Below are 24,284 nucleotides of genomic sequence, written 5' to 3'. Positions count from 1 at the left end.
ATTTGTCCAATGAATTGGATAGATATAGCATGCGCGGCTTGCTTACTCGTGTTCAGTGTCATCGGCTTATGGCGTGGACTATTAAGCAGCGTGTTTAAGCTTTGCGGTTGGGTGGCAGCAATTTTAGGCGCCTACTTTGCCCAAGATCTTTTTGGCGATTTTTTCGTGCGCAACTTTGCCTTTGGAGATTTCGCGGCGCGCCTCATCTGCACAAGCATCGGTTTTCTAATTCCATTCCTTTTATTTTCGTTTATCGGCCATGTTGTCGGCGATTCCATCAAGAACACAATCGTCGGAAAGACGAACCGCATTCTCGGAATGGTATTCGGCATCATCAAGGCAACTGTGGTCTGCTTTGTATTGCTTACCATTTTACACTTGCTTCCCGTCGAAGGAAAACTGAAATCACTGAGAAACGAAGCCGTAGCCTACGGCCTTTACAAGTCTTCTCTTGAAGCCATGGGATACTCCTCTGATGAAGTTAATCTCCGCAAGATGGCTAAAGAAAAAGCAAGCGAACTTACAAAGACCATTACAGACAAAGCAAAAGGTTCAACGGAACAAGCCGCCGATAGTGCAAAGGCCGCCGTCAAAAACGCAGCGGACAGCCTCTCAAATAAAGTTAGCGAAACAGCCGAGAAGGCCAAAGACGCCGCTATCGCTGCTAAGGATGCCGCAGTCAAGACGTTTGAAGAAAGCAAGTCTAGTTCATCGACAAATTCTTCAAGTACTGCTAAGAAGTAAATACAAGATTTGACTAGATCCTTCGACTTCGTGCTACGCACTTCGCTCAGGATGACAAAAAAGGAGATGCCCGATCACGTCGGGCATGACAAAGCGGCGGCAGGACGCCGCATCGCTATTTGGAAGCGAGGCGGGCGGCGCATTCACGAGCATTGCGGAGGATTTCTTCTTCCCCATCGACATGGCGACCGCGCATCACGAACTTGCCATTGCACATCACGGAATCAATTGCACTAGAATTTGCTGAATAAACCCAGTTGCTATAGATGTTGTAGCACGGCACCATGCGTTCGTTGTTCAAGTCTATGAGCAAGCAATCCGCATGATAGCCTTCCGCAATGCGGCCAGCATTGATTCCAAAGAACTGCGCGACATTGTAAGTTGCCATCTTGAGAGCCTCTTCGGCCGGGAGCGTTTCCGCAGTCCCAAGATACTTCGCGAGGAGTGCAATCGTCTTCATTTCTTCTTGCATGTCGAGATTGTTGTTCGACGAATCTCCATCCGTGCCAAGGCCAAGCTTCATGCCGTCCTTGATCATTTCGGCAACCTGCGGAATACCGCTATTCAACTTCATGTTGGAGCACGGATTCAGAATCGCGGTTGCACCTGATTCCGCAAAAATCTTGCGGTCAGAAGCCGTGAAATGCGTACAGTGCGCTGCAGAGAAATTCGAATTCAAGCCGCCCAAGCGCTTCCAGAATTCCACCGGAGTACACTTGAACTTTTCCTCGCAATTCTTGACTTCGGTTGTCGTTTCGGACAAATGAGTATGAATCTTGTAGTTTTCGGCATGAGCAAGCTCAATCAATTCAGCCGTTTTTTCCTCGCCCACTGTATAAACAGCATGAGGCATTACTACGAGCTGTACACGTTCCGATTCGCCCGTGTGATTTTTCAAGAATTCAACGTTCTTCGCCCAAGCATCCCTAGACATCAGCGGTTCTGCAAACGTAACGCCAATCGCCGCACGGATTCCCATATCTTCGACAGCTAGTGCAGTTTGTTCACGATGCCAGTACATATCCGCAAAGAAAACCGATCCCGACTTGATCATTTCGAGAATCGCCAAGCGGCTACCGACAGCGATATCGTCAGCCGTGAGTTTTGCTTCAGTCGGCCAAATGTATTCATTGAGCCACTTGTGGAGTTCCATGTCATCAGCAAAGCCGCGCAACAAGCTCATTGCAGCATGCGTATGGCCGTTGTAAAATGCAGGCATAATGGCAAAATGCGAGCAATCAACAATTTCAGCGCCTTCGTAATCGGCATGTTCAAGCGGACGCGTGACCTTTTCAAAGAGATTACCGACAATCAAGATGTCGCGCTTTGCGCCATCAAAGAAAACGGATTTTAGAATAGTCTTTTTGTCCATTGCAATTTTCCCCTATTTTTGACAGGACCACACGACTCTAACACGACCGCACGATCCTGATGCGCTTAACGATTTTCCAAAAGTTGCTTTACCGAGCGAGCGAATTCCTGCAAACTCGGGTCTCGCGCGCCCTGATAAGACCGCACGAGCCTTTCGCCTTCATTAAACTTAATCAGGCTCGTGCTCTCGCCGACACGACTCGTTAATACGAGTCGCTTTCGGCTCACAACCTGATGTGCGCTTATCGATCTTCTAAAAGTTGTTTGACGTAACATGCATATTCCTTTAAGCTAGGATCCCTTGCCCCCATCAGCAAAATCGTATCGCCAGGCTCTGCATATTCTAGCATTTTCTTCGCGCACTCGTTGCGGTCGGCAATGTAAATCGCTTCGCAGCCCTTGAGAATCAAGTCATCCGCAAGGTCGCCTGCGCTAATGTCACGCGTGACCGTTCCGCCAGCGTAATAGATTTCGCTGAAGAACATCACATCGTTCTTGCGGTCAAAATCCATGTCCATCGGGCGGAGCGTTTTGGCGATAAAGTCCACCAAGTCCTTGCGCAAGAATCGCGTCGGACCAAAGCCATGCGGCTGGAACCAAGCAATCACGCGGCCTTCGGTAAAGTCCTGGGCGCTCTTGATGCTCGCGGCAATCTTTGCCGGATTGTGAGCAAAGTCATCAACAAGCGTGATACCGTTGAACGTTCCAAGAATCTGGTGACGGCGGAACACGCCCGGGAAAGACGAAAGCGCATCGGCGCATGTGTGGAGCGAAACGCCTGCACGGAGCGCAGCAGCAGTCGCAGCCAAGGCATTTTCCATATTGTGCTTGCCTGGCAGCGGAATTTCGAACTTCACAAGTTCATTGCCATGGCGAACACGGAACTGGATATGCGTTCCGACCGACTTAAAGTCAATTCCCTGGACGCTCACATAACTTTCATAGCCAAAGTCAAATTCACGGCCTGCGCTGAACTTCTTTGCAAGCGGATGCGCATCGTTCACAATCAAGATGTGGCCTGCGCTCAAGACGTTCTGGCTGAACTTGAGGAAAATTTGTTCAAGTTCAGAGATTTCCTTGTGGTCTTTGTCGATATTCAAAATGACGCCAATTTCCGGTTCATAGCGAACAAGCGTTCCATCGCTTTCATCGACTTCGGCAACGAGCCATTCACCCTTGCCACTCACAGCATTGCCAATCTTGCCCTGAGCCTGCAAGTTTACAAGACCTGCACCCGTCATCACGGACGGCTGGAGTCCAGCGTATTCCAAGATGTGGTAAATCATCGCGGTCACCGTTGACTTTCCGCTCGTGCCCGAAACAGCAATCGTGCGCGCTTCCTTCGAAATCTTCGCGAGCATTTCGCTGCGGTGCATCACCGGAACGCCAAGTTCCTTCGCGCGCTTCAAATCCGGATTCGAATTTTCAATAGCGGTGCTCACCACAACTGCGGTAAGGCCTTCGACAACGCCGGAACCATCCTGCGCAAAGCACTTGATTCCGCAATCTTCGAGTTGGCTCATGACAAGCGGCTTTTCGGCATTTCCGTTCAGGAACTCGCCAAACTGACGGTCGCTACCGCTCACGGCAACGCCCTTGCCCACCAAATACTGCGCGATGGCACTCATGCCCACGCCCGCAACACCGATAAAGAAGTAAGATTCGTTCATAATTGAGTAGGAAGTTAGAAGTAGGAAGTAGACAGTAAATCAGCTATGGGGTATGAGGTCGGTCACCTTCGGTTCCCTTTGGGGTATGAGAATCGCCCATAGCCCAAAGCGAAGCGACCTGAAAGTGCGAAGCACGCCCCCATACCTGATTATTCCAACAGCTCAGGATCGATTGTGGGTTCGTAACCCGGTTCCACGAAATCTTCCGGGGCGATTCCCTTGCGGCGAGCGGCCTTCATCTGCTTGATGAGCTTGCGTTCGGCAGCAACGGCACGGCGCTTGGCGGCAGTCGCCTTTTTCTCGGCGAGGCGCTGGGCACGAGTCTTGCGTTCCTTCACGGGAGCGGCTTCATCCGGCGAGATTTCGAGCGGTTCTGCGTATTCGTCAAAATCTTCATCATCTTCGTCAAAGCGAATCTGCGCGTCAAAATCGCGGAAGCCTTCTTCTTCGTCATACACAGGCGCCGACGCCGGACATTCCTTCTTCAAGAGCTTGAGCACATTTGCAAACGGCTCTTCCATCGGAACCTTGAACGTGAGCTTCTTGTTCGTGCGCGGATGAATGAGTTCGATTTTCACGGCCTGCAAAAGCTGCGCCGGAGCAATTTCAAGAACCTTCTCAGCAACCGGCTTCATCAGAGGCGGCACGCGGTTCAAGCTTTCATCGCGACCATCGTAGAGCGGATCGCCCACGACCGGATGGCCCGTGTAACGGCTATGTACGCGAATCTGGTGCGTACGTCCCGATTCCAGTTGCAATTCCAAAAGCGTTGCAATCGCAAAGAACTGCTTCGCAACGTAATGCGTACGGCTTTCCTTACCGCCCTTCACCACAGCCATCTTGAGACGATTCTTCGGGTTACGGCCAATCGGAGCGTCAATCGTTCCTTCGAGGTCACGCGGGCAACCCCACACAAGCGCATTGTACGTGCGATGGAGCGTACGCGTTTCAAGCTGATGCGCCAAATGCCTGTGAGCGGCATCGTTTTTCGCGACCACCATAAGCCCCGGCGTATCCTTGTCCAAGCGATGAACAATACCCGGACGGAGCGGACCGTTCACAGTCGAAAGATTTTCCTTGAAGTGGTACAGGAGAGCTGCAGCAAGCGTTCCCTTGCTCACACCATTACCCGGGTGCACCACCAAATTGCGCGGCTTGTTGATGACCACGATATCGTCATCTTCGTAAACGATGTTCAGCGGAATATCTTCGGGTTCAAGCGTCGAAGATTCCTTCTCGATCATCTTTTCAACGACAACCGCCATCCCCGTTTCTACGCGGAAGTTCTTGGAGACTTTGCCACCGCCGACCTTGACTTCGCCCGCTTCAATCAGCTTCTGCACGTCTGTGCGGGAGACATTTTCCATAACGCCGACAAGAAACTTGTCGATACGTTCACCATTATGCTTTTCTTCTACGATGTAATTCATTTTTCGGGTCGCGGCTTCGCCGCTTTGAGGTATGGGGTTGTGTTAACTTTTTTCATGTCATGCCCGCCTCCGAGCGGGCATCTCCTCTTCTATTTTTTCAAGAAGGGGATTGAGCAATGCTCATCTCCCCTCGCTTCAGTCATAAAATATACAAGTATATTTTGCGACATTCAGCTCGATGGAGATTCCCGGTCTAAGCCGGGAATGACAGCTAATTCTTATTTTTTTCAGCAGCGTCTTTTTCTTCTTTTATCTGTTTATGCAACTTACGCAAGATCACGGGAGACAAAATCACAAGAGCAACACCGACGGTCACAAACGAGTCCGCCACGTTAAACGTCGGGAAACGGGTCATGATAAAGTCCGGGAAATCGCAGTCGATAAAGTCCACGACCATCTGCATGCGCATGCGGTCAATGAAGTTTCCGACAGCACCACCAAGAATCATCACGACGCCCAAGCGGCTCAAGTAATCGCGCTTGTCGATGGACTTGTAGAACCATGCGAGCGCAAAAGCGGCGACAATCGAAATCAGCAAAAAGAAAAGCCAAGGCGGCAAGAACGGCATCAAGTCCTGCGGACGGCTACTAAACGCAGCCCCCTTGTTGTACACAAGCTGGAAACGCACAAGTTCACCAATCACAGGAATTTTCTCGTAGGTAAAATTCCCAGCTTCGTCGGTAAAACGCGATACCGCCCACAGCTTCGTCAACTGGTCTGCAACAATGCTAAAAACAATCACCGCCACATGGAACGGCCACTTATTATAAAACTTCGTATTATTCTCCATTATGATTTCCTTAAAAAAGCACTGGATCCTTCGACTTCGCGCTCCGCCCGGAGTTTACCCTGAGCTTGTCGAATGGGCTCAGGATGACACGACTCTCGTCTTTCGTCTAAATGTTCCTCTTAATTCTCGCGTACGCCTGATCAATCCACTTGTCCGAATAGAAGTGCATCGACGTTTCCTTCACGATCCGCTTCACCGTATCGCGCGTGATTTTCACCTTCTTGTCCGAAGTGAACACCGACACGCCATCCCCGATCAAGCTCAAGTTTTCCGCGGCCATAAAGAGCGGCCAAAGGCAGAATAGCCTCGTACGCATCTTGATGTTCGGGATGAGCTTCGTGTAGGCAATCGCATCGTCCAGATGATGCCAAGCCTTTTCGACAAGTTCCGAAAGTACCGCGCCACATTTTTGAGCGTCAGCCCCAACAGCAAACAGTTCACTCGGGTGCGCAAAGCCATGACGCTTGCAAATCTCTTCGGGGATAAAGCACACGCGGCGTCCAGAATCCTCGACGCAATCCTTCACGATGTTCACGACCTGCAAGGCAAGCCCAAAGCTCACGTCCAGCTTCGAAAGTTCAGCCTCACGTTCCGCACTGATAAAGCACGTGTCCGCCGAGAAAAGCTTCGTCAAGAGCTTCCCGACAATGCCAGCCACATAGTAGCAGTATTCGTCCAGTTCGCCCACGTTCGCAAGCGTGAACCAACCCGCCGAAAGCGCCGCTTCCTGACGGAGCGCAAACTTCGCCATACCGCCGCACATTTCAATCACGACATTGCAAACCGGCTTCTGGTAGTTCTTGGGGAGCGACTTCAAAAGCGGCACCACGACTTCGGACTTTACGCAAAGATCCTTGTTCGGGTCTTCGGAGCCATGCCAGGATTCAGGGAGCGCGGCCACAAACGTGCGAATCTTTTCGGTCTCGAGTTCGCCCGTTTTAAACACATCGGCAAACAGCGCAAGTACGCGGTCCTTTTCGGTCGCCTTCATGTCCGGGTCATCTTCAACCGTATCGGCAATGCGCAAATAAAGATACGCGAGCAAAATACTGCGGTGCAACTTGCCACGCAAAACCTGGATGTTCAGCGCAAACGTACGCGACACCAGCTGCAAGATATCCTCGGCGTACTTCCACGCCGCCTTGCCTTCGAGCACCTTCTCGCCCACATCTAAAGAATCCAATTTATCAATCATACTTGCTCTACTTGGTCAATGGTCATCAGCTATGGGGTTTTGAGTTCGGCAGCTAACGCCGCCTCTGAGGTATGGGCAACAGCCCAAAGCGTAGCGTGCCGAAAGGGCGAAGCCCGACCTGACAACCTCAATCCTCATCAGTATACCTCGAACATTTCCGGCGGGACTTTTTTAGATGCGGCCATCGACTTTACATACTTCCAAAAACGTCCATGGTCTTCGGCATTGCGGAGCTTATGCGCATAGCTGAGTCCCGCGCGGTCACGCACATTTTCTTCCGACATCGCAATACCCTTGCGCTGGATCCCATAATTCACCCAACGGTATTCCAGGTAAAAAGCCGACTGGAACAAGTCCGTGAGCTTGAGTTCCGTCCTGCGCTTCATCAAATGAGCGACCCAGGCAAAAACAAACACGGACACAAATCCATAATAGGCATTGGAACCAAGTCCAATCTTTTGGAGCATCCACACTATAAACGCCGCCGTAGCGACCGACGTCACCCCCGTAAACAGATAATCGCAAAAGCGCAAAAAGCTCACTCGACCCGGATTTTTCACAAATCCGCTCAGCACGTAAGCCCATTTTTCGCCTCGATCAAGCTGATTTTTCAAAAAAACGACGTACGAGACATTCCTAAACCAAAAATGGAGACCGACCCAAAGCAAGACGGGCGTCCAGAAACAGTATTCCACAAGCGTATTCATTACCATCGTAGAAAAAATTAGAAAATTTGCAAATTTTAGAGGAATAAAGCCAATCGATAAAAGCGCGTACAAGGACGTTAATTTTCATTTACAAAGAAGTAAGAAAATTTTTAGGTTTATTTCACTCCCAATCTATCAACATTTCAAAGAATTAGCTAAATTATTACGCCTAGTTGTTGATAGATTTTGAACTCAGATCGGATGAGGATTGAAGAATGCAAGTTGAATGGGAAAGATGCTTGAACTACCTCCATGGAATGCTGTCGGATACGGTATTCAAGACATATTTTGCACAGACCAAGCTTGTAAGCCAAACCCCAGGACACGCCGTCATCGCAGTGCCCCCCGGACTTGACGTCAAAGTCTATGCCGCTTACAAGGACCTGATCCGCCTCGCCTGGAAAGACGTTTCCCACGACGACGCTCCGGTGGAATTCGAATTCCAGCCGCAAGACGTTTACCAGCCGCAAACAAGCTCCTCCGACAACTCTTTCCGCGAATTTATCAAGCCGAGCGTTCCGCTCTCTGGCAGCTTCCGTTTTGAAAACTTCGTCCCGGGTGACAAGGCCCAGCTCGCCTTCAACGCCGCCCTCGCCGTCGCGAGAAACCCGGATGGAACGCAGTACAACCCGCTATTTATTTATGGGTCTTCAGGTCTTGGCAAGACGCACTTGCTCCAGTCCATCGGTAACTACATTCTCGAAGAAGATCCGACCAAGCGCGTCATCTACCTCACGTCCGAAGACTTCTCGCAGCAGTACATGAAGTGCCTGCAAGAAAAGCGCATCACCGAAATGTCCGACTTCTACCGCAACGAAGTGGACATTCTCCTGATCGATGACATCCAGAACTGGACGGGCAAGTACGAAACGCAAAACGAATTTTTCTTGATCTTTAATGCGCTGCACCAGGCAGGCAAGCAGATCGTTCTCACTTCAGACGCCCCCGCCGCCGAAGTGAAGAACCTCTCCGACCGCCTCGTGAGCCGCTTCTCCTGGGGCTTAACAGTTGACATCCAGCCGCCTGACGTCGAAACGCGCGAAGCCATTCTCCACAAGAAGGCCGAAGAACGCCATCTCGAAATCAGCGACGAAGTCATCCGTTACCTTGCTGAAAATATTGCAAGCAACGTTCGTTGCCTCGAAAGCGCCATTATCAAGCTCACGCTCCAGTCGAGCCTCATGAGCCACGACATCGATATGAACATTGCACAGAAGGTCGTCACCGAAATCGCCCCGACACTCCGTCGCCGCGTAAGCCTTGACGCCGTGCTCCATGCCGTATCGCAGCACTACGAAGTTCCAGAAACAAAGCTCATCGAACCGGGCCGCGGCACCAAGGAAATCTCGAAAGCCCGCCAGGTCGCCATGTTCCTCATGCGTGAACTCTCCCCCATCAGCTTGCAGAGCATCGGTTCCCGTTTTGGCGGCAAGGACCATTCCACCGTTGTCCACGCCATCAAGAGCGTCAAGAAAGAGATGGAAACCGACCCGAGCTTCGCCCGCTTGATCGAAAGCCTCAAGAACGCGATTCACGACTAATACGCCTTCGGCGCAGTTCTTAATTGTCATGCCCGTCTCCGAACGGGCATCTCCTTTATACAAAAAGCCTCGGGATAAACCCGAGGCATTCTTTATCGATTCAATTCCTTATCTGTTCAATTCCTCGCGAACAATGTCGGCAAACATCCCCGATGCATTTTCTCGAATTTTTTCTTCAAGAGCATCTATATCCTGCGCCTTGGTGTTAAAGCTCGAAACCAGCTTGTTGTTTGATGTCTTGTAAAGTTCCACAGAAATCGTAAGGTTCTTTCCAAAAGTTCCAACTCTTGCCTGAGAGACATAATCCGCACTGATATTTTTTCCAGTCTCAACTATACATGCACCCTCGCAATCTTCAAGCGATTTTTCAGGAGGGAGCATTTCTCTGATATTCTCCCTAGTCATAATAGTTGCGTTAATTTCCGAAGACAAAGCCTTAACAGCTTCTTCTCTCAATACATTTGTTATAAACTGGTTTTCCTGATATTTAAGGATACCGCCCGAAACCGATTCAAGGACAGCAACAAAAACAGGACGACTAGAAACGATTTTCTTATTCTTCTGTGTATTAGTGGCAATATTATCGACATCCCATTTTTTTTCGGCAACGGAAACCGGTTCAGCACTATTTACACTGTTATTGGAGCAAAAGGCAGGTGAATAAGAGTAATAAGTATAATAACCACCAAGACCATCAACAAGAAGCGCAGGCCAGAAAATAGCATCCAAAATAATCATCCCGACTCTTGTTTCTTCCACATAGCATTGTGCAGCCTTTTTATCATTTATAATCAAGGCAGTATATTCTTTTTGCGAAAGATCAGGACGGCTCACTGAAAAAATCATAGCACAAGAATCAAAAACAAGACCACATATAACAATCGCAGTCAGCAAAAAAATCTTTCTCAAAAACACACGCATAGGATTCTCCCGTTTCAACTATAGAAACTTTCACCCCCAAAATAAAAATTTCTTCTGTCCATTATACAAAAAGACTCTCCAACAAGCCACACAAAAGACTTGTTTTATACAGAAAAGCCTCGGGTTAACCCGAGGCAATTTTTTCCACAATGTCATCCCCGCGCAGGCGGGGATCTTTGTTCTTTACCGTGAGCCGTAGGCAACTCGTATCAATGAGTCGTCGAAGGTGGGAACAAGGCGAAGACGGAGGTTCTATCTTACGATAGAGCCGTGCGGTCTTATTACAAGCAATGAGCGCGGAGGTCTTCGTCGCTCAAGGTGCTGAGGTATGCAGGCGGAACGTCGAGAACAGTCTTGCAACCGGTCTGGCCGTTAGCCTTCATGCGGAGAGCGGCGCGGGCGTAAGCCACGAGAACGCTCGTCGTGAATTCCGGGTTGGAATCGAGCTTCAGGCTGTATTCGATCACGTGCGTGTGTTCCTTGTTCATGCCGGTCTTGCCGGTACGGATCACGAAACCACCGTGAGCGAGGCCGCTGTGGTTCTTGTTGAATTCTTCTTCGCTGATGAAGTTGACCGTGGTGTCGTATTCATCGAAGTAGTTCGGCATCGTCTTGATGGCGTTTTCGATGTAAGCCTTGTCTGCACCTTCTTCTGCAACAACGTAAACGAGACGAGTGTGCTTCTGGCGAGTCGTGAGTTCCGGCATGGAACCGCTACGCACGGCTTCGAGAGCAGATTCCACCGGGCAGGTGTACTGCTTGGCGTTCTTCACACCCTTGATGCGGCGAACAGCATCGCTGTGGCCCTGAGAAACACCCTTGCCCCAGAACGTGTAGTCCTTGCCTTCCGGAAGGATGGACTGAGCATACACGCGGTTCAAGCTGAACATACCCGGGTCCCAACCGACAGAGATCATAGCAATCTTGTTTGCGCCCTTGGCTGCAGCGTCAACAGCAGCGAAGTGCTGCGGAATCTTAGTGTGCGTGTCGAAGGAGTCGATCACGTTGAACATAGAAGCGTACTTCGGAGTGAGCACCGGCAGATCCGTAGCAGAGCCACCGCAAATGATGAGCACGTCAACCTTGTCCTTCCATGCTTCCATTTCAGAGACGTTCAACACCGGAACACCAGCCGTCTGGATCTTCACCGTCGACGGATCGCGACGCGTGAAAACAGCGACGAGTTCCATATCCGGAGCCTGCTTCACAGCGCATTCCACACCGCGACCGAGGTTACCGTAACCGAGAATAGCAATCTTTGCCATAACAATGTCCTTGTTTAAAATTTTTGCGTGGAAAATATAGGAAAGTAGGATGTAGGAAGTAGGAAGTAGACAGTGAAATTCATGTAAAAATTGTAGGTATGAGAAGGGGGAATATGTGTGGGGTCCCTAAATTCCTGTACTTCCAAAACCACCGCGGTCGGCGCCGTCAAGCGGGCATTCCTCGAAGGTGAGCGTCGGCTGGATTTCCATGATGCGGAACTGCGCAATGCGGCTCCCTTTCTCGATGGTCACGTCGCGGGTGGCGTAAACAGGCATTTTCCACCAGTCGTTTGCACCGCAGTAGCTCGAATCGACCACGCCTACAGAATTTACCTGTAAAATTCCAAAGTTTTTAAACGTGGAACTGCGCGGAGCGATATGTGCCTCGTAGCCTTCAGGCAACTTCATTGCAACACCTAGATGAATCAGGCGGAATTCGCCCGCCTTGAGCGTCACCGTTTCTGCGGCGGCAAGGTCTATCCAGTCCGATTTGCCACCAATGTAAGCGAGTTTCGGAATCGATTCATTGAGATATTGTATTTTTATAGTCTTTGCGGTCATGCCGTAAATATACAAAGTTTTATCTTTAAGTAAAACGTATGAACAGGTTCATTCTTTTTGCAATCATAACTATACTTGCCGTATCGAACACATCCGCGAAAGAACGGCCAAAAGGCAGCATCAAAGGTGCCGTATTTGAGAAAGTCCAAGTTTCCTTTGAAAAAAGCGATTCCAGCCTGCTGCATTTGGCTGTCGCCGTAAAAAAAGACAGTTTCTTCGTCATTGGCGCAAGGGGCGGTTTCATGCCGAACACCTACTACACCGTTCTAAAGGAACTCGTCGATCCATCATCTGATGATTTTCCCAAGAGAAAGCCAAATGTAGATTATGTCGCCATCCAAAAAGAATCGGAAGAAGACCCGGGCAAAATAATCTGGGGCCTTTACTCCGATTCCAACAAAGAATATATCACTGATTCCAGCGGGGCCTTCATCGCATTCCCCGGAGAAGGGCGCCGCGGAGCAAAGCCATCTGATTCCATCAAGGCCATCCGTGACAAAGACTACCCTAATGCAAGAATAAAGCCTCTATCGGCCTTTAACGTCATCGCCAAGGACCTCGCCACAGTGCGCACACGATTCGAATTTCCAGACAAGGACTGGATTGTCCTGATACTGGAAGATGGCTTTAACAAGGACTATCTTTACGAGCTACGTTCCCTTATGCGGGCTATAAAAACAGCCGGTTTCAAGCACATCCAAGTTGGAAGAAATCTCGGCAACCTAGACACAGCGAGAAGCGTCATAGGAACATACCGCCTTTACGATTTCAAGAAAAAGGAACTTCAGGATTTATACGACGAACTGTACCGCCCATTGAACCTGAAGATGCCCAAGATTCAGATTCCGAATTACTAATTCAAACAACTAACAACCCATTTACATTTTACACAACGCAACAGCCTGTTTCTTGATTTTGCGCTAGAGCGTTGGTATATTTGACTCCGTAATCGAACAAAGGAGATTCAATGAAGACCCAGGAGATTTTGAAGAACATCCGCGAAAAGCACAACCTTACGCAAGACCAAATGGCAGAACGCATTCACGTGACACGCCAGGCCATTAGCCGCTGGGAAACCGGAGAAACTCAGCCAAACACAGAAATGCTCAAAGTGCTTTCAAAGGAATTCAACGTTTCCATCAACACGCTGCTCGGCGCTCCGCGCCAGCTCTTTTGCCAGTGCTGCGGCATGCCGCTCGGTGACGATGCCATGATCAGCCGCGAAACGGACGGCTCTTTCAACGAAGATTACTGCAAGTGGTGCTATGACGGTGGCAAGTTTGCCTACACAAGCAAAGACACATTGCTTGACTTTTTGCTTTCGCACATGCCAAATCCCGACAACACGCCCGATGCAGAAAGACGCAAGTTCTTTGATTCGCACCTCTCGCAACTGAAGCACTGGAGATAAGTTGGCTCACATTGTCACCCCGGCCCCGTCATCCTCGACCGTCAGGGAGGGGATCCATTATTTCTCGTACTCGCATTTGTTCCGGGGGCGCCATACATTATATTTTTCAAGCAAATCATTTCATTTCAAAAAGGTTTTGTTATATTAAGGGCATGGAATGGAACGAAGAACAGCTTAAAGAACCGCGTTTAATTGATATCCCTATCGCTCACGACCAGCGAGGCAACTTGAGTGTTGTCGAAGGCGGCGAACTCATCCCGTTTGATATCAAGCGCGTGTACTACCTGTACGACGTCCCGGGCGGAACGACCCGCGGTGGCCATGCCCATCGCAAGCTACGTCAGCTGATCATTGCGGCAAGCGGTAGCTTTGACGTGATTCTGGACGACGGCAAGACGCGTTCCAAATATTCCCTGAACCGTTCCTACCACGGGCTTTACATCCCGACAATGCACTGGCGCGAAATCGAAAACTTCTCTTCGGGCGCCGTCTGCATGGTGCTCGCCTCCGAGCATTACGATGAATCCGATTACATCTACGAGTATGAGGATTTTGTTAAAGAAGTAAATAGGGATTAGAGTTTAGTCAATAGTTATTGGTCAATGGTCATTAGAGATTTTCGATTACACGTTTGCAAAACTAAAAACTATTGACTAAGGACCAACAACTAGTAACTCATTTCTCGTATCTCGCGTTCACGCAAGGAAGTGCGCCGAACGACTCTTTAAAACGATAGAGATTCTCGTTTAAATACGCGCCGCCATCTTCAGTCGAAATTCCCCAAGAGAATTTTTCGCAGCCCGCTTGAGCGGCTTCTCGCATGGCATTCACAAACAGCGCCGTTGTAGCGTTCGTTTCGCGTTTAGAATCATCGGGAGCAAGGTACTGGAAATGGAAAACCTTTACCTGTTTGAAATAGAAAATCATCATTCCCGAAAGGTATTCGCCGTTCTGCCAAACACCACGGAATAAAATTTCTTTTGGAAATCTCCGTTTAAGGTCGTGCAGTTCAGCTAAGGAATGGACGGGCGTCGTGTTGTGGCGAGCCTTAGAAAGCACCAGGAAATCGTAAAATGTTTCCATTTCGCTATCGGGAATCTCGCCGTAGGTCAAATTCAATTTTTCAGCTTGTCTAAAGTTATGGCGACATTCACGCTTGCAGGCTTCAAGCGGATCAACATCTTGAGCAAGCGGCGTATAGCAGCTGAGTTCCGTATGGCGGCAGTAACCCGCATGTTCCAAAGCGTAATCCAGCATATCCGTCGGCATCGTTGCAAAAATCTGCGACGTCGGTTTTAGCTTTACGCTTTTGAAATTTTGGGCAATGTGATCATCAATCGTCTTGATGATTTCAAGAATCTTGTTGCCCGAATAAAAATCTTTGGAGATAACGGGGCCACCGAAAGTGGACCCCTGATGCGATACGAATTTGCCATCGACATTACAGCCAGGAACGACAGCCACGATGATACCGCTCTTTTCGACAAAGAACGAAGCGTCCTTGAACCGACCTTCTGGATGGTAGTTCAAGAACTTGCGCGTCTGCAAAAACGTTCCGTTCATGGAATTTTCCATGACAAAGCGATCCCAGCGCTGTTCCAGTTCGTGACTGTAGGGCAATATTTCGTACATGTCCATCTCCAGCGGTATTGCTACTCGGATTTCTGCGAGCAGTCCGCCTTTTGAGTTTCATCCTGTTCAGCATTCTGCGATGCCTGCTTTGCAGCCTTTTCGGCGGCATGTTCCAAGCGAGCGGGCTTGCCAGCCAAATTGCGCAAAAGTCCGAACAGCGCCGAGAGTTCGTTACGCGTCGGGTGCAAGCGCTGCAAGAGCGTGTTGAGGAAGCTATCGCGCCAAGCCTGATCGTGATACTGGCCCGTCAAATAACGGTCAAGGAACTTCTTGAAGCCATCAATCTGCTGAATAGTTGCAGGACCCGTTTCGGCAACGCCTCGCGTTGTGCGCTTCGCGCGGCCCTCGCCGTTCGCGAGTGCCCCGGAACGGCAAAGTTCGTACAAGCTAATCGAGACCGCTTGTCCAAGATTCAAGCTCATAAGTCCCGGCACCGGAATTTCGCACTGGTACGTGCAAGCGTTCACTTCTTCAAGCGCAAGCCCGCAAGATTCACGACCGAACACGAGAGCAATCGTTCCATCTTCGGGGAGCATGTCAGACAAGTTCTGCACCATCGTATGCTTGATGGAACTTGCAAAAATGCGGCGGCTGTAAGCGACAGCGCAAGAGCAATCGCCAATGGCATCTTCGAACTTGTGGACAACCTTTGCGTTATCCAGAATGTCATGGCTATTGGCCGCCGTATGGTAAGATTTGTCCAAGACTTTGTCGCGCTTCGGATAGACAATATAAAGTTCCGGCAATGCATAGCAATGCATGGCACGTGCGACAAACCCCACATTGTGCGGGTGTTCCGGTTCAACTAAAACAATTCTAAATTTACGCATGATTAGGTAGTAGGTTATAGGTTTTAGGGGTTAGAACTACATCATTGCAATAAAGCATGGTTAAACAACAGTGTCATCCTGAGCGAAACGCGTTAAGCGTGGAGTCGAAGGATCTCTATTCCTGCATCAAGTTATTCCATTCAGGATTCATCTGATTTATAAGCATTACCTTTTTTTCTCGTTTCCATCCTTTTAATTGTTTTTCTCGCTTAATAGCATCCAAAACTTCTGTATATCGTTCAAAATAAACAAGTTTATTGATTTTATATTTAGATGTAAATGCCGCTCCAAATCCTTCAATATGTTCTAACGCACGACGTTCAATATTATTCGTTACACCAATATATAAAGTAGTATTACTTTGATTTGTCATTATGTATGTGTAATAACTATTTGGCATAATGCAATTCGCTTTAGATGCTTCGACTACGTTACACTCCGCTCAGGATGACACACTAAAATTAAACTATCTATTGACCAATGACTATTGACCACTGACTACCCACTTAAATCCTTTTCCGCGGATTTCGTTTTCGATGGTCTCGCCAGGTTGAATTTCGGCACCTTTAAAAATCACAGAATGAGCAATTTTCACACCGTCAGGAATGACAACGCCGGGTTCCACAACCGCTTCATTCTTGTTGCGGCCACATTCCACCAAGCGCGCTTCCACTGCAGCCATAAGACCTTCGGGCGAACCCATGTCAATCCACGTGGCATGCAGTTGACTCATATCGACAAACGGAGCACACCCCGCAGCAATCTCTTGCTTCCAGAATTCACGGATATCGAATTCGCCGTCGCGAATCCGAGACAAAGCTTCATCGCTGTACCACGAAATTCCAGAGAACGTTGCGGCAAAGCCTTCTTCCGAGCCAAAGCGGCCTGCAACGCCCGCAAGGCAACCATCCGCACCCACGCGGAACGTGTTTACCTTCGGGAAATCGACCGCCAGGAGAGCCACCTCACAGCGGTTTCGTGCATTCCGCACAAACGCACCCAAGTCAAAATTGCAGTACGCGTCGCCATTCATAATCAAGAGACCACCGCGATACCCCGCCGCATAAATCCGGCGCAAGGGGCCAGCAGTTCCGAGGATTTCAGGCGTTTCGACCCAAACTTTTTCAAAGCCAAGGCGTTTGCCCTCACTTACAATCTGGTCAGCCAGGTAATGCGCATTCGCGTGCAAGCGGACATCGCCAAGCGACTTCGCCCGCTCCATTTGGATTTCGAGAATGCTCTTGTCATAAATGCGAACCAACGGCTTCGGGATTTCCGACGTCAAAGGTCTCAGCCTTGTGCCAAGCCCAGCCGCTAAAATCAACACGTTCAATTTATCGTCAGCTCGCGTCATAACTCAGCCTTAATTAGACCATTGCAGCGCTAAAGGAGGCGTTGCAGATAAGCGTTTCGCCCTGCCAGATTTCGCCAGTGTACTTGTAGATGCCATGGCGAGCCATCACGAGCGTAGCCTTGAGCGTCAAGTCCTGCGGCGGAATCACCGGAGCGCGGAAGCGGCAGTTTTCGACACCCATGAATGCCGGGCGCTTGCCTTCGACATCGGCCTTCTTAGCAATCATTGTCAAGAGCGTTGCGGCCTGAGCCATGGATTCGATCTGGATCACGCCCGGGAGCACCGGATTGTTCGGGAAGTGACCGTCAAAGAACTTTTCCTTGCCCGTCACGTGCCAAACAGCAACGATAGACGGCTGGTCACCTTCGGTGATTTCCTGAATTTCGTCCACGAAAGCAAACGGAGCCTTCTGAGGGAGGAGGGCATGAACTTGTTCTTCATTGTAAAGCATAGGGCAACACCTTTTCTAAGATTGTTCTGTGGCTCAAGTGACCACCGTTGATGATTTCCAGACGAACTTTCGGGAGTGCGGGCTTTGCAAAGCAAAGGTCTCCCAACAGGTCGAGGATTTTATGACGAGCGGGTTCATCGGCAACTCTAAACGCGGGAGCCGAAGCTTCCGGAGAATTGTCGAGCAAGAGCCCACAGGATTCATCCACCCCGCCAAGCAAACCTGCCTTGCGGGCTTCGTCAAATTCGTTTTTCAAAATAAAAGTTCTCGCCACAAAGACATTGTACAAGTCTTCTGCCGAGTAAATGGAAACATTCGCCGCCGACTTAAAGACGCGACCGTTTTCGTTTCGTTCCAAGATGTATTCCACCTCGAACGCTTCGCTCGGCGTGATTTTCACGGAACCGTAAGGCTTTTGTGCTTGTGCAACATCAACATCCGTGCGGAACAAGTCCCATTCATCGTGCAAGGGAACGTCGTAAAAAGCGAGTTCTTCGGGCGCACCCACATTTCTGCGAAATTCGCTAAAGAACGGGAGCGCACTGCCATCCATCAGCGGGACTTCAGCAACACAACCCTTATCACTTTCTTCGTTGCAGGCGACATCCACCACAAAGCGGCGAGACGGCCACATCAAGAATACAGGTGCAAGGTGTTCCGGAGACGCAAGCTTCAATGCATGAGCGCCTTCGCCCGATTCATAAATTGCAGTACGGGCCACGCTGAACTTCAAATCCGTGAAGCACTTCACGCAATCGGTGCTGTAAAAAGAACGACCGCCCACGCGCCATTCGACGCGAGGCTCCAGTTGCGGATTGTACTCCTGGAGTTCAATTTTAACGTTCGCCTTGCCGTAAGACAAAGACGCAGAACTAAATTCCCACTCACGCGGGCTTTTACGAGAATCTTTTTTCATTTAGATAACGGGAATTTATAAAAATATTGCACTCTTGAAAGTTAAGAACTTAGAACTTAGAGCATGTTAAGCTATGGGCGCGGACCTTACGGTCCTTTGAGCTATGGGCTATGGGCATAAAACAATATTTCTAAAGCCCAAAGCGTAGCGTCCCCATAGCAAGTTTACTAGCGACCCCATACCCCACACCCTACCGCTTTCCCATCATTCGGAGTTTCACGACGGAACGGCGCCAGACGTCAATTTCTTCGGCCGGATAGCCAGCGTAAACCTTGCCCGCCTTGAGGCTCTTGGTAACGCCCGCCTTGGCAGCGACTTTCACGCCCTTGCCAATCGTCAAATGCCCCGCCGACTGCACACCGCCCGCAAATTCCACGTCATCTTCCATAATCACGGAACCCGCCACGCCAGACTGCGAAGCCATCATGATGTTGTTTCCAAGGCGGCAATTATGCGCCACTTGTACGAACGTATCGAAATGGCAATCATCGCCAATCACCGTCGGAGAGACAAAGCCCGCAGCAACCACGTCATTTGCGCTAAAGCTACAGCGGTTCCCGATGCGGACTCCCGCCAAATGCGGCACCATACGACGCTTGCCCTCGTACTCGTAAAATCCAAAACCGCGAGGACCCACGACAACGCCCGCCTGGAACACGCAATCTTCGCCAATCGTCACACGCGGGTAAACCGTCACATTTGCTTCTAGAATTGTGCCAGCGCCAATCGTAGCGCCTTTCATCACCACGCAATTCGGACCGACGATAGCGTTCTCGCCCACCACGCCTTCAACAACCGCCGAAGCATGAACTTGTGCAGAAGCTGCAATTTTCGTTTCTTCAAAAACTTCGCGACGTTCTACAAATTCCTTCATGAACGTCACCATTGCATGGTATGGATTTTCGACCGGGCATACAAAATGCACATTCGGCAAAAGTTCTGAGCGCCCATCCACGCAATACTTTTCGTATAAACTCGGCACAAAAAGGAGGCCCGCCGTAACGCCGGCAAAAGCACTCGCGCTCACGCCACCGGCATTCCCTGCAAGTCCTGTTTCCGTTTTGGCATCGCCCGTCCAGAACGAGACATCGTGCGGCCCCGCCTGATCGAGCGATGAAAATCCAGTCAGTTTAAAATTTAAAACGCCCTCATTCGAAGGCATTTTAAGATTCATCGTTTCAAAAACTTCAGATAAAGAAACTGAAAACATTATTCCTCTAGCGTGAGCATGTGAACTTGACATGCAAACTGAATGGTAACGCGACGCCCCACCTTGCCACTCAAATCTTCCCCATCGAGCTGGATGTATTCGTTATCGGCGAGGTCAAGCGTCAGCGAACGAACCTTGCGCGACTTGAGCAGGTGCTTTTTGAGAATATAGCCAACAACAGGAATATTCCCGACAGCGATTGCAAGCAAGAAATTCAGCATATTCGGCACACAGACGACTTCCAAATAGCCATCCGCCATGTCGGACTTGAAGAACGGATTGGCACCACTGGCAAAGCTCGGGATGTTCCCGACAATGACCGTCGTATGCCCCGTCAAATCCACATTTTCAACAAGCTCAGGCGTATTTTCAACCATCGACAGCCATCCACTTTTCAGATGGTATGCCCTATCCGCAAAAAAGCGCTTAACATAATGCAGCTTGTTCGCAATAACAGAATTCGAAGAAATGACACCCATTGCCCGGTCTTGGTTAAAATCATGAGCAATACGAGCATCAATACCCGCCGAGAAATAATTTGCAAGCGCGTACTTGCCATTCACCGTCCAGATATCAAAAGGTCTAGCCTTCGCCATCAGGAGCCTGCGCACCAGATACAAAAGTCCCTTGTCCGCAAAAGGCTTGTAAAGCCCAAGTACGCGAGCAAGGTCGTTGCCAGTACCAAGCGGGATAAGCCCAATCTGGACTCTGTCGGCATCTTCCGAGGTCAGCATAATGGAAAGCACCGAAGAAACCGTTCCATCGCCACCAACAGCAACAAGCGTTTCCGTCGAAGAAAGCGCCTTCAGGACTTGTTCGTTCAAGCCATCCTTGCGCGTAAATTCCGACTTCCACTCGTCAGATTTAAAATCCATCGACTCCATAATTTCAGGAAGAAACTTATGGATTACCTTACCTTGTCCACCTCCACTCACCGGATTAATGAGGAAAAAGAACTTATACATCTTTTAAAAGTTCATCCTTTGCGTCCAAGTAGTGTTCTACGCCAATCTTTACATTCTTTATTTCATCTGTAGTCAACGCCCTAACGACATGCGCCGGAGATCCCATCACAAGTGAACCTTCAGGGAACTCCTTTGCAGAAGTCACTAGCGCGCCAGCACCGATAATACAATTTTTTTTGATATGAGCCCCATCCATGACAATAGCCCCCATGCCAACGAGAACATTGTCATCAATCGTGCATCCATGGAGTACAGCCCCATGACCAACAGTCACTTCGTCGCCAATGTTCACGCCAACACCCGTTGAAACATGAACAGTCACATTGTCCTGAATATTCGATCTCTTGCCAACTTTGATTTGAGCCAGATCGCCACGCAAAACGGCATTGTAGAACACCGACGAATCATCACCGATGCAAACATCGCCCACAAGGCATGCACCTTCGGCTAAAAATACTCTTTCACCAACCTGTGGAGTTTTACCTTTATAACGGATTAAAGAACTCATAATTTCAATTTACAAAATTAAAGCAAAAGAAGATATACCTATATAATTAAAAAAGCTTTGTTTTTATTACTTAAAATGCAACATTTTGTCCAATAAGTTCTATCTTATTGAGTATGAATGAATTATATGGGATCAATCTTAAAAGCATTTTCGAAGCGCAAGGGCAAAATCGCTGGGAAATAGCCCAGACATCAGCAAAAGAGCGTATTCAGAAATTGAAAAAGCTCCGCGATGCCGTTATAAAGCATCAAAATGAATTTTACGAAGCTGTTTGGCAGGATTTTCACAAGCCAAGATTCGAAGCTTGGCTTAGCGAAATATTCCCGACAATTGAAGAAATAGACTACAACATCAAGCATTTAAAAAGATGGATGCGAGATAAAAAAGCAAATCGAGTTTTTTTCTTGCCCACGTCCAAAAGCGTTCTCCGCTATGAACCCAAAGGACGCGTCCTCATTTTTGTGCCGTGGAACTATCCGTTTTTGCTGCTTGTAAATCCGATCATTTCGGCAATTGCCGCAGGCAATGTCATTATGGCGAAGCCATCGCACAAGACACCTCATGTCAGTGCTTTTGCAGTCCGGCTATTCAAGGACCTGTTCCCAGAAAATGAAATTGCACTTATCGAAGGCGAAGGGGCCGAAATTGGAGACAAGCTTCTAGAGCTTCCGTTTGACCACGTGTTCTTTACGGGCAGTCCAAAGGTCGGCGCCCATATTGCAGAAATGGCAGCCAAGCACCACGCCAGCATTACGCTTGAACTTGGCGGAAAGTCGCCCACAATTTTACTCCCCGACGTAAACGTCAAAAAGCACATCAAGCAAATTGCCTGGGGCAAGACGCTAAACGGCGGGCAAACCTGCATCGCGCCCGATTACGCTCTTTGCCCAGAAGACAAAGTTCAAGAATTTGCCGAAGCTTTTGCAGAAGAAATCAAACGCAGATTCGGCGACACCGAGGCCAAGCGCCACGATTGCAAAGACTTTGTACACATCGTAGACAAGCGGGCTACCGAACGTCACGCGGCCCTTATCAAGGATGCTATTGCCAAAGGGGCGAACCAAGTCGTCGGCGGAGTAAGCGATATCGAAAACTGCTACACGCCGGTCACCGTGCTCACAAACGTCACGCCCGACATGGAAATCATGAAGTCCGAAATTTTCGGACCGATTATGCCGGTTATCGCCTACAAGACTCTTGACGAAGCGATTGCATTTATCCAGAGTAGGCCAAAGCCACTCGCCCTGTACATCTTTGGTACAAACAAACGCGACATCAATCATGTTTTGAACCATACCACATCAGGATCCACTTGCGTGAACAATACCATTATCCAGATCGAGAATCTGGAAGTTCCCTTTGGCGGCGTGGGCATGAGCGGTACAGGCAACTACCACGGATTTTACGGATTCAAGACGTTTAGCCACGAACGCAATATTATGGAGCAAAAGGGATTTGACGCGGTGACATTTTTCCATCCGCCTTACGGAATTGTTCCGGGCAACTTGCATTCCAAAATTCAGAGTTTCGCCGAAAAAGCGTTGCGCTTTTTAAAATCAATGTAGGAGGTTTCTATGGCTTCTTTACTGTACAGATTCGCTTGCCGAGCATTCCAGAAAACATTCTTCGTGGGCATCCACTTTATGCCCTGGCGTGAACCGCAGATTGTTCACGGAGCTGGGAGCTTACGAGAACTCCCCAAGCACCTCAAGGCAAACGACATCGATAATGTCCTGCTCGTTACAGACGAATTCCTCGCCAAGACAGAGCATTTCCAGAACATCAAAAAATACCTGGAAGAAGCGGGACTCAGGTATTCCGTTTACGATAAGACAATTCCGAACCCGACAATCGACAATATCAACGAAGCCACCCGCATTTATCGAAAGAACAAATGCAAAGGACTCGTTGCTTTTGGCGGAGGATCCGCCATCGACTGCGCAAAGGGAGTTGGAATCCGCATCGCAAGGCCGTGGACTCCGATTTCATTTATGCGAGGGACGCTCCGCGTTCTTCGCAAGATTCCGTATCTCGTCGCCATCCCGACAACGGCGGGGACAGGAAGCGAAGCGACTGTGGCCGCCGTGATTTCGAATCCGCAGACGCACGAGAAGTACCCCATCAATGACTTTGTCCTGATTCCGCGCCTTGCGATTCTCGATGCAAACATTACGCTCGACTTGCCCCCAAGTCTTACGGCAACTACCGGCATGGATGCACTCACACACGCCATCGAAGCCTACATCGGCAATAGCAACTTTGACGGAAGTGCCGAAGCCGCCATCCTGGCAGGCCGCCTTATCATCGAGAATATCCAGAACGCTTACCGCGACGGGCACAATATCAAATCAAGAGAAAATCTGCAAAAGGCGTCATACCTTGCAGGATTTGCTTTTACACGCGCCTATGTCGGTTACGTCCATGCCATTGCCCACAGCCTGGGTGGCATGTACCACACGCCTCACGGGCTTGCCAACGCCGTCATTTTACCGCACGTTCTAGAGTTTTACGGCGAAGCCTGCGAAAAGCGCCTCGGGTTCTTTGCAAAGGCAATCGGAGCTGTTCCCGCAGAACTGGATAATCATGAAGCATCCAAGGTTTTCATCATGCAGATCCGCGAACTGAACCGTTCCATGGAAATCCCGGAGCACCTGGAATTCATCCAAAGCGAAGATATTCCAAGACTCGCGAAGTCTGCAAGCAAGGAAGCAAACCCGCTTTACCCCGTGCCGAAAATATTAAATGCGAAAGAGCTTGAAACGCTCTATCGCATTGTGAAAGGGACGAAGTTGTAAAAGAAGATGCCCAACTG

General features: G+C 49.4%; 25 protein-coding genes. 7 read left to right on the top strand and 18 right to left on the bottom strand.

The features are described from left to right. The first annotated feature begins 9 nt into the window (after positions 1-9). On the top strand, positions 10-744 hold the full coding sequence (locus B7990_RS02760) for a CvpA family protein (protein WP_088639507.1): 735 nt from the start codon (positions 10-12) through the stop codon (positions 742-744). Between the two features lie 115 nt (positions 745-859). On the opposite strand, the gene B7990_RS02755 is transcribed toward B7990_RS02760, so the two are convergent. From B7990_RS02755 to B7990_RS02730, 6 genes are all read right to left on the bottom strand, one after another. After that, a complete protein-coding gene (locus tag B7990_RS02755) occupies positions 860-2,116 on the bottom strand; it encodes an amidohydrolase (RefSeq protein ID WP_088639506.1) in 1,257 nt (418 codons plus the stop codon). A 241-nt stretch (positions 2,117-2,357) separates the two neighbouring features. Continuing rightward, a complete protein-coding gene (gene murC, locus B7990_RS02750; RefSeq protein ID WP_088639505.1) occupies positions 2,358-3,785 on the bottom strand; it encodes a UDP-N-acetylmuramate--L-alanine ligase in 1,428 nt (475 codons plus the stop codon). 149 nt (positions 3,786-3,934) lie between these two features. Beyond that, a complete protein-coding gene (locus B7990_RS02745; protein ID WP_088639504.1) occupies positions 3,935-5,215 on the bottom strand; it encodes an RluA family pseudouridine synthase in 1,281 nt (426 codons plus the stop codon). Between the two features lie 211 nt (positions 5,216-5,426). Beyond that, positions 5,427-6,005, bottom strand: a complete 579-nt coding sequence (gene lspA / locus B7990_RS02740) for a signal peptidase II (RefSeq protein WP_088639503.1) — start codon at positions 6,003-6,005, stop codon at positions 5,427-5,429. A gap of 106 nt (positions 6,006-6,111) precedes the next feature. Beyond that, the gene (locus tag B7990_RS02735; RefSeq protein ID WP_088639502.1) at positions 6,112-7,200 is read right to left on the bottom strand and encodes a squalene/phytoene synthase family protein; all 1,089 of its coding nucleotides are present in this window, start codon (positions 7,198-7,200) and stop codon (positions 6,112-6,114) included. Between the two features lie 137 nt (positions 7,201-7,337). Then, complete coding sequence (locus B7990_RS02730) at positions 7,338-7,907, bottom strand: hypothetical protein (RefSeq protein ID WP_254917292.1); 570 nt, start codon at positions 7,905-7,907, stop codon at positions 7,338-7,340. A gap of 215 nt (positions 7,908-8,122) precedes the next feature. On the opposite strand from B7990_RS02730, the gene dnaA reads away from it, so the two are divergent. Continuing rightward, positions 8,123-9,448, top strand: coding sequence for a chromosomal replication initiator protein DnaA (dnaA, locus tag B7990_RS02725; RefSeq protein WP_088639500.1), 1,326 nt, complete (start codon positions 8,123-8,125; stop codon positions 9,446-9,448). 108 nt (positions 9,449-9,556) lie between these two features. Here dnaA and B7990_RS02720 read toward each other — a convergent pair whose 3' ends face one another. The 3 genes from B7990_RS02720 to B7990_RS02710 all read right to left on the bottom strand — a co-directional run bounded on the left by B7990_RS02720 (position 9,557) and on the right by B7990_RS02710 (position 12,195). Beyond that, positions 9,557-10,369 carry a hypothetical protein gene (locus B7990_RS02720; RefSeq protein ID WP_088639499.1) on the bottom strand — a complete coding sequence of 271 codons (813 nt, stop codon included), beginning with the start codon at positions 10,367-10,369 and terminating at the stop codon, positions 9,557-9,559. A 281-nt stretch (positions 10,370-10,650) separates the two neighbouring features. Beyond that, positions 10,651-11,634 (bottom strand): diaminopimelate dehydrogenase, encoded by a 984-nt coding sequence (locus B7990_RS02715; RefSeq protein ID WP_088639498.1) that lies wholly within the window; start codon positions 11,632-11,634, stop codon positions 10,651-10,653. A 126-nt stretch (positions 11,635-11,760) separates the two neighbouring features. Further along, positions 11,761-12,195, bottom strand: a complete 435-nt coding sequence (locus B7990_RS02710) for a dUTP diphosphatase (RefSeq protein ID WP_088639937.1) — start codon at positions 12,193-12,195, stop codon at positions 11,761-11,763. A 38-nt stretch (positions 12,196-12,233) separates the two neighbouring features. On the opposite strand from B7990_RS02710, the gene B7990_RS02705 reads away from it, so the two are divergent. The 3 genes from B7990_RS02705 to B7990_RS02695 all read left to right on the top strand — a co-directional run bounded on the left by B7990_RS02705 (position 12,234) and on the right by B7990_RS02695 (position 14,184). Beyond that, positions 12,234-13,052, top strand: a complete 819-nt coding sequence (locus B7990_RS02705) for a hypothetical protein (protein WP_088639497.1) — start codon at positions 12,234-12,236, stop codon at positions 13,050-13,052. Positions 13,053-13,162: 110 nt separating this feature from the next. Continuing rightward, the gene (locus tag B7990_RS02700) at positions 13,163-13,606 is read left to right on the top strand and encodes a zinc ribbon domain-containing protein (RefSeq protein ID WP_088639496.1); all 444 of its coding nucleotides are present in this window, start codon (positions 13,163-13,165) and stop codon (positions 13,604-13,606) included. Positions 13,607-13,758: 152 nt separating this feature from the next. Further along, a complete protein-coding gene (locus B7990_RS02695) occupies positions 13,759-14,184 on the top strand; it encodes an FdtA/QdtA family cupin domain-containing protein (RefSeq protein ID WP_088639495.1) in 426 nt (141 codons plus the stop codon). Between the two features lie 97 nt (positions 14,185-14,281). Here B7990_RS02695 and B7990_RS02690 read toward each other — a convergent pair whose 3' ends face one another. From B7990_RS02690 to B7990_RS02650, 9 genes are all read right to left on the bottom strand, one after another. Continuing rightward, complete coding sequence (locus tag B7990_RS02690; protein ID WP_088639494.1) at positions 14,282-15,238, bottom strand: GNAT family N-acetyltransferase; 957 nt, start codon at positions 15,236-15,238, stop codon at positions 14,282-14,284. Between the two features lie 20 nt (positions 15,239-15,258). Continuing rightward, positions 15,259-16,068 (bottom strand): RNA methyltransferase, encoded by an 810-nt coding sequence (locus B7990_RS02685; protein ID WP_088639493.1) that lies wholly within the window; start codon positions 16,066-16,068, stop codon positions 15,259-15,261. Between the two features lie 115 nt (positions 16,069-16,183). Continuing rightward, positions 16,184-16,468, bottom strand: coding sequence for a GIY-YIG nuclease family protein (locus B7990_RS02680; RefSeq protein WP_088639492.1), 285 nt, complete (start codon positions 16,466-16,468; stop codon positions 16,184-16,186). Positions 16,469-16,552: 84 nt separating this feature from the next. Continuing rightward, positions 16,553-17,422 carry a sugar phosphate nucleotidyltransferase gene (locus tag B7990_RS02675; RefSeq protein WP_088639491.1) on the bottom strand — a complete coding sequence of 290 codons (870 nt, stop codon included), beginning with the start codon at positions 17,420-17,422 and terminating at the stop codon, positions 16,553-16,555. A gap of 13 nt (positions 17,423-17,435) precedes the next feature. Beyond that, the gene (fabZ, locus tag B7990_RS02670; protein WP_014545193.1) at positions 17,436-17,873 is read right to left on the bottom strand and encodes a 3-hydroxyacyl-ACP dehydratase FabZ; all 438 of its coding nucleotides are present in this window, start codon (positions 17,871-17,873) and stop codon (positions 17,436-17,438) included. Further along, positions 17,860-18,789, bottom strand: a complete 930-nt coding sequence (locus tag B7990_RS02665) for a UDP-3-O-acyl-N-acetylglucosamine deacetylase (RefSeq protein WP_088639490.1) — start codon at positions 18,787-18,789, stop codon at positions 17,860-17,862. The genes fabZ and B7990_RS02665 overlap by 14 nt, the downstream gene beginning before the upstream one ends. Positions 18,790-18,979: 190 nt before the next feature. After that, positions 18,980-19,999 (bottom strand): UDP-3-O-(3-hydroxymyristoyl)glucosamine N-acyltransferase, encoded by a 1,020-nt coding sequence (locus B7990_RS02660; protein ID WP_254917291.1) that lies wholly within the window; start codon positions 19,997-19,999, stop codon positions 18,980-18,982. Then, positions 19,999-20,964 carry a diacylglycerol kinase family protein gene (locus B7990_RS02655; protein ID WP_088639488.1) on the bottom strand — a complete coding sequence of 322 codons (966 nt, stop codon included), beginning with the start codon at positions 20,962-20,964 and terminating at the stop codon, positions 19,999-20,001. Before B7990_RS02655 ends, B7990_RS02660 begins: the two co-directional genes overlap by 1 nt. Next, complete coding sequence (locus B7990_RS02650) at positions 20,957-21,472, bottom strand: gamma carbonic anhydrase family protein (protein ID WP_088639487.1); 516 nt, start codon at positions 21,470-21,472, stop codon at positions 20,957-20,959. The genes B7990_RS02655 and B7990_RS02650 overlap by 8 nt, the downstream gene beginning before the upstream one ends. Positions 21,473-21,585: 113 nt before the next feature. Between B7990_RS02650 and B7990_RS02645 the strand changes: the two genes are divergently transcribed. Together B7990_RS02645 and B7990_RS02640 are read left to right on the top strand one after the other, a co-directional pair. Further along, a complete protein-coding gene (locus B7990_RS02645; RefSeq protein WP_088639486.1) occupies positions 21,586-23,037 on the top strand; it encodes an aldehyde dehydrogenase family protein in 1,452 nt (483 codons plus the stop codon). A gap of 9 nt (positions 23,038-23,046) precedes the next feature. Further along, positions 23,047-24,267 carry an iron-containing alcohol dehydrogenase gene (locus B7990_RS02640; RefSeq protein ID WP_088639485.1) on the top strand — a complete coding sequence of 407 codons (1,221 nt, stop codon included), beginning with the start codon at positions 23,047-23,049 and terminating at the stop codon, positions 24,265-24,267. The last annotated feature ends 17 nt before the right edge of the window (positions 24,268-24,284 follow it).

Source organism: Fibrobacter sp. UWB4 (assembly GCF_002210345.1).
Classification (GTDB): domain Bacteria; phylum Fibrobacterota; class Fibrobacteria; order Fibrobacterales; family Fibrobacteraceae; genus Fibrobacter.
The sequence above is the reverse complement of the archived record's forward strand: the minus strand, read 5'-3'. Positions and strand labels throughout refer to the sequence as shown.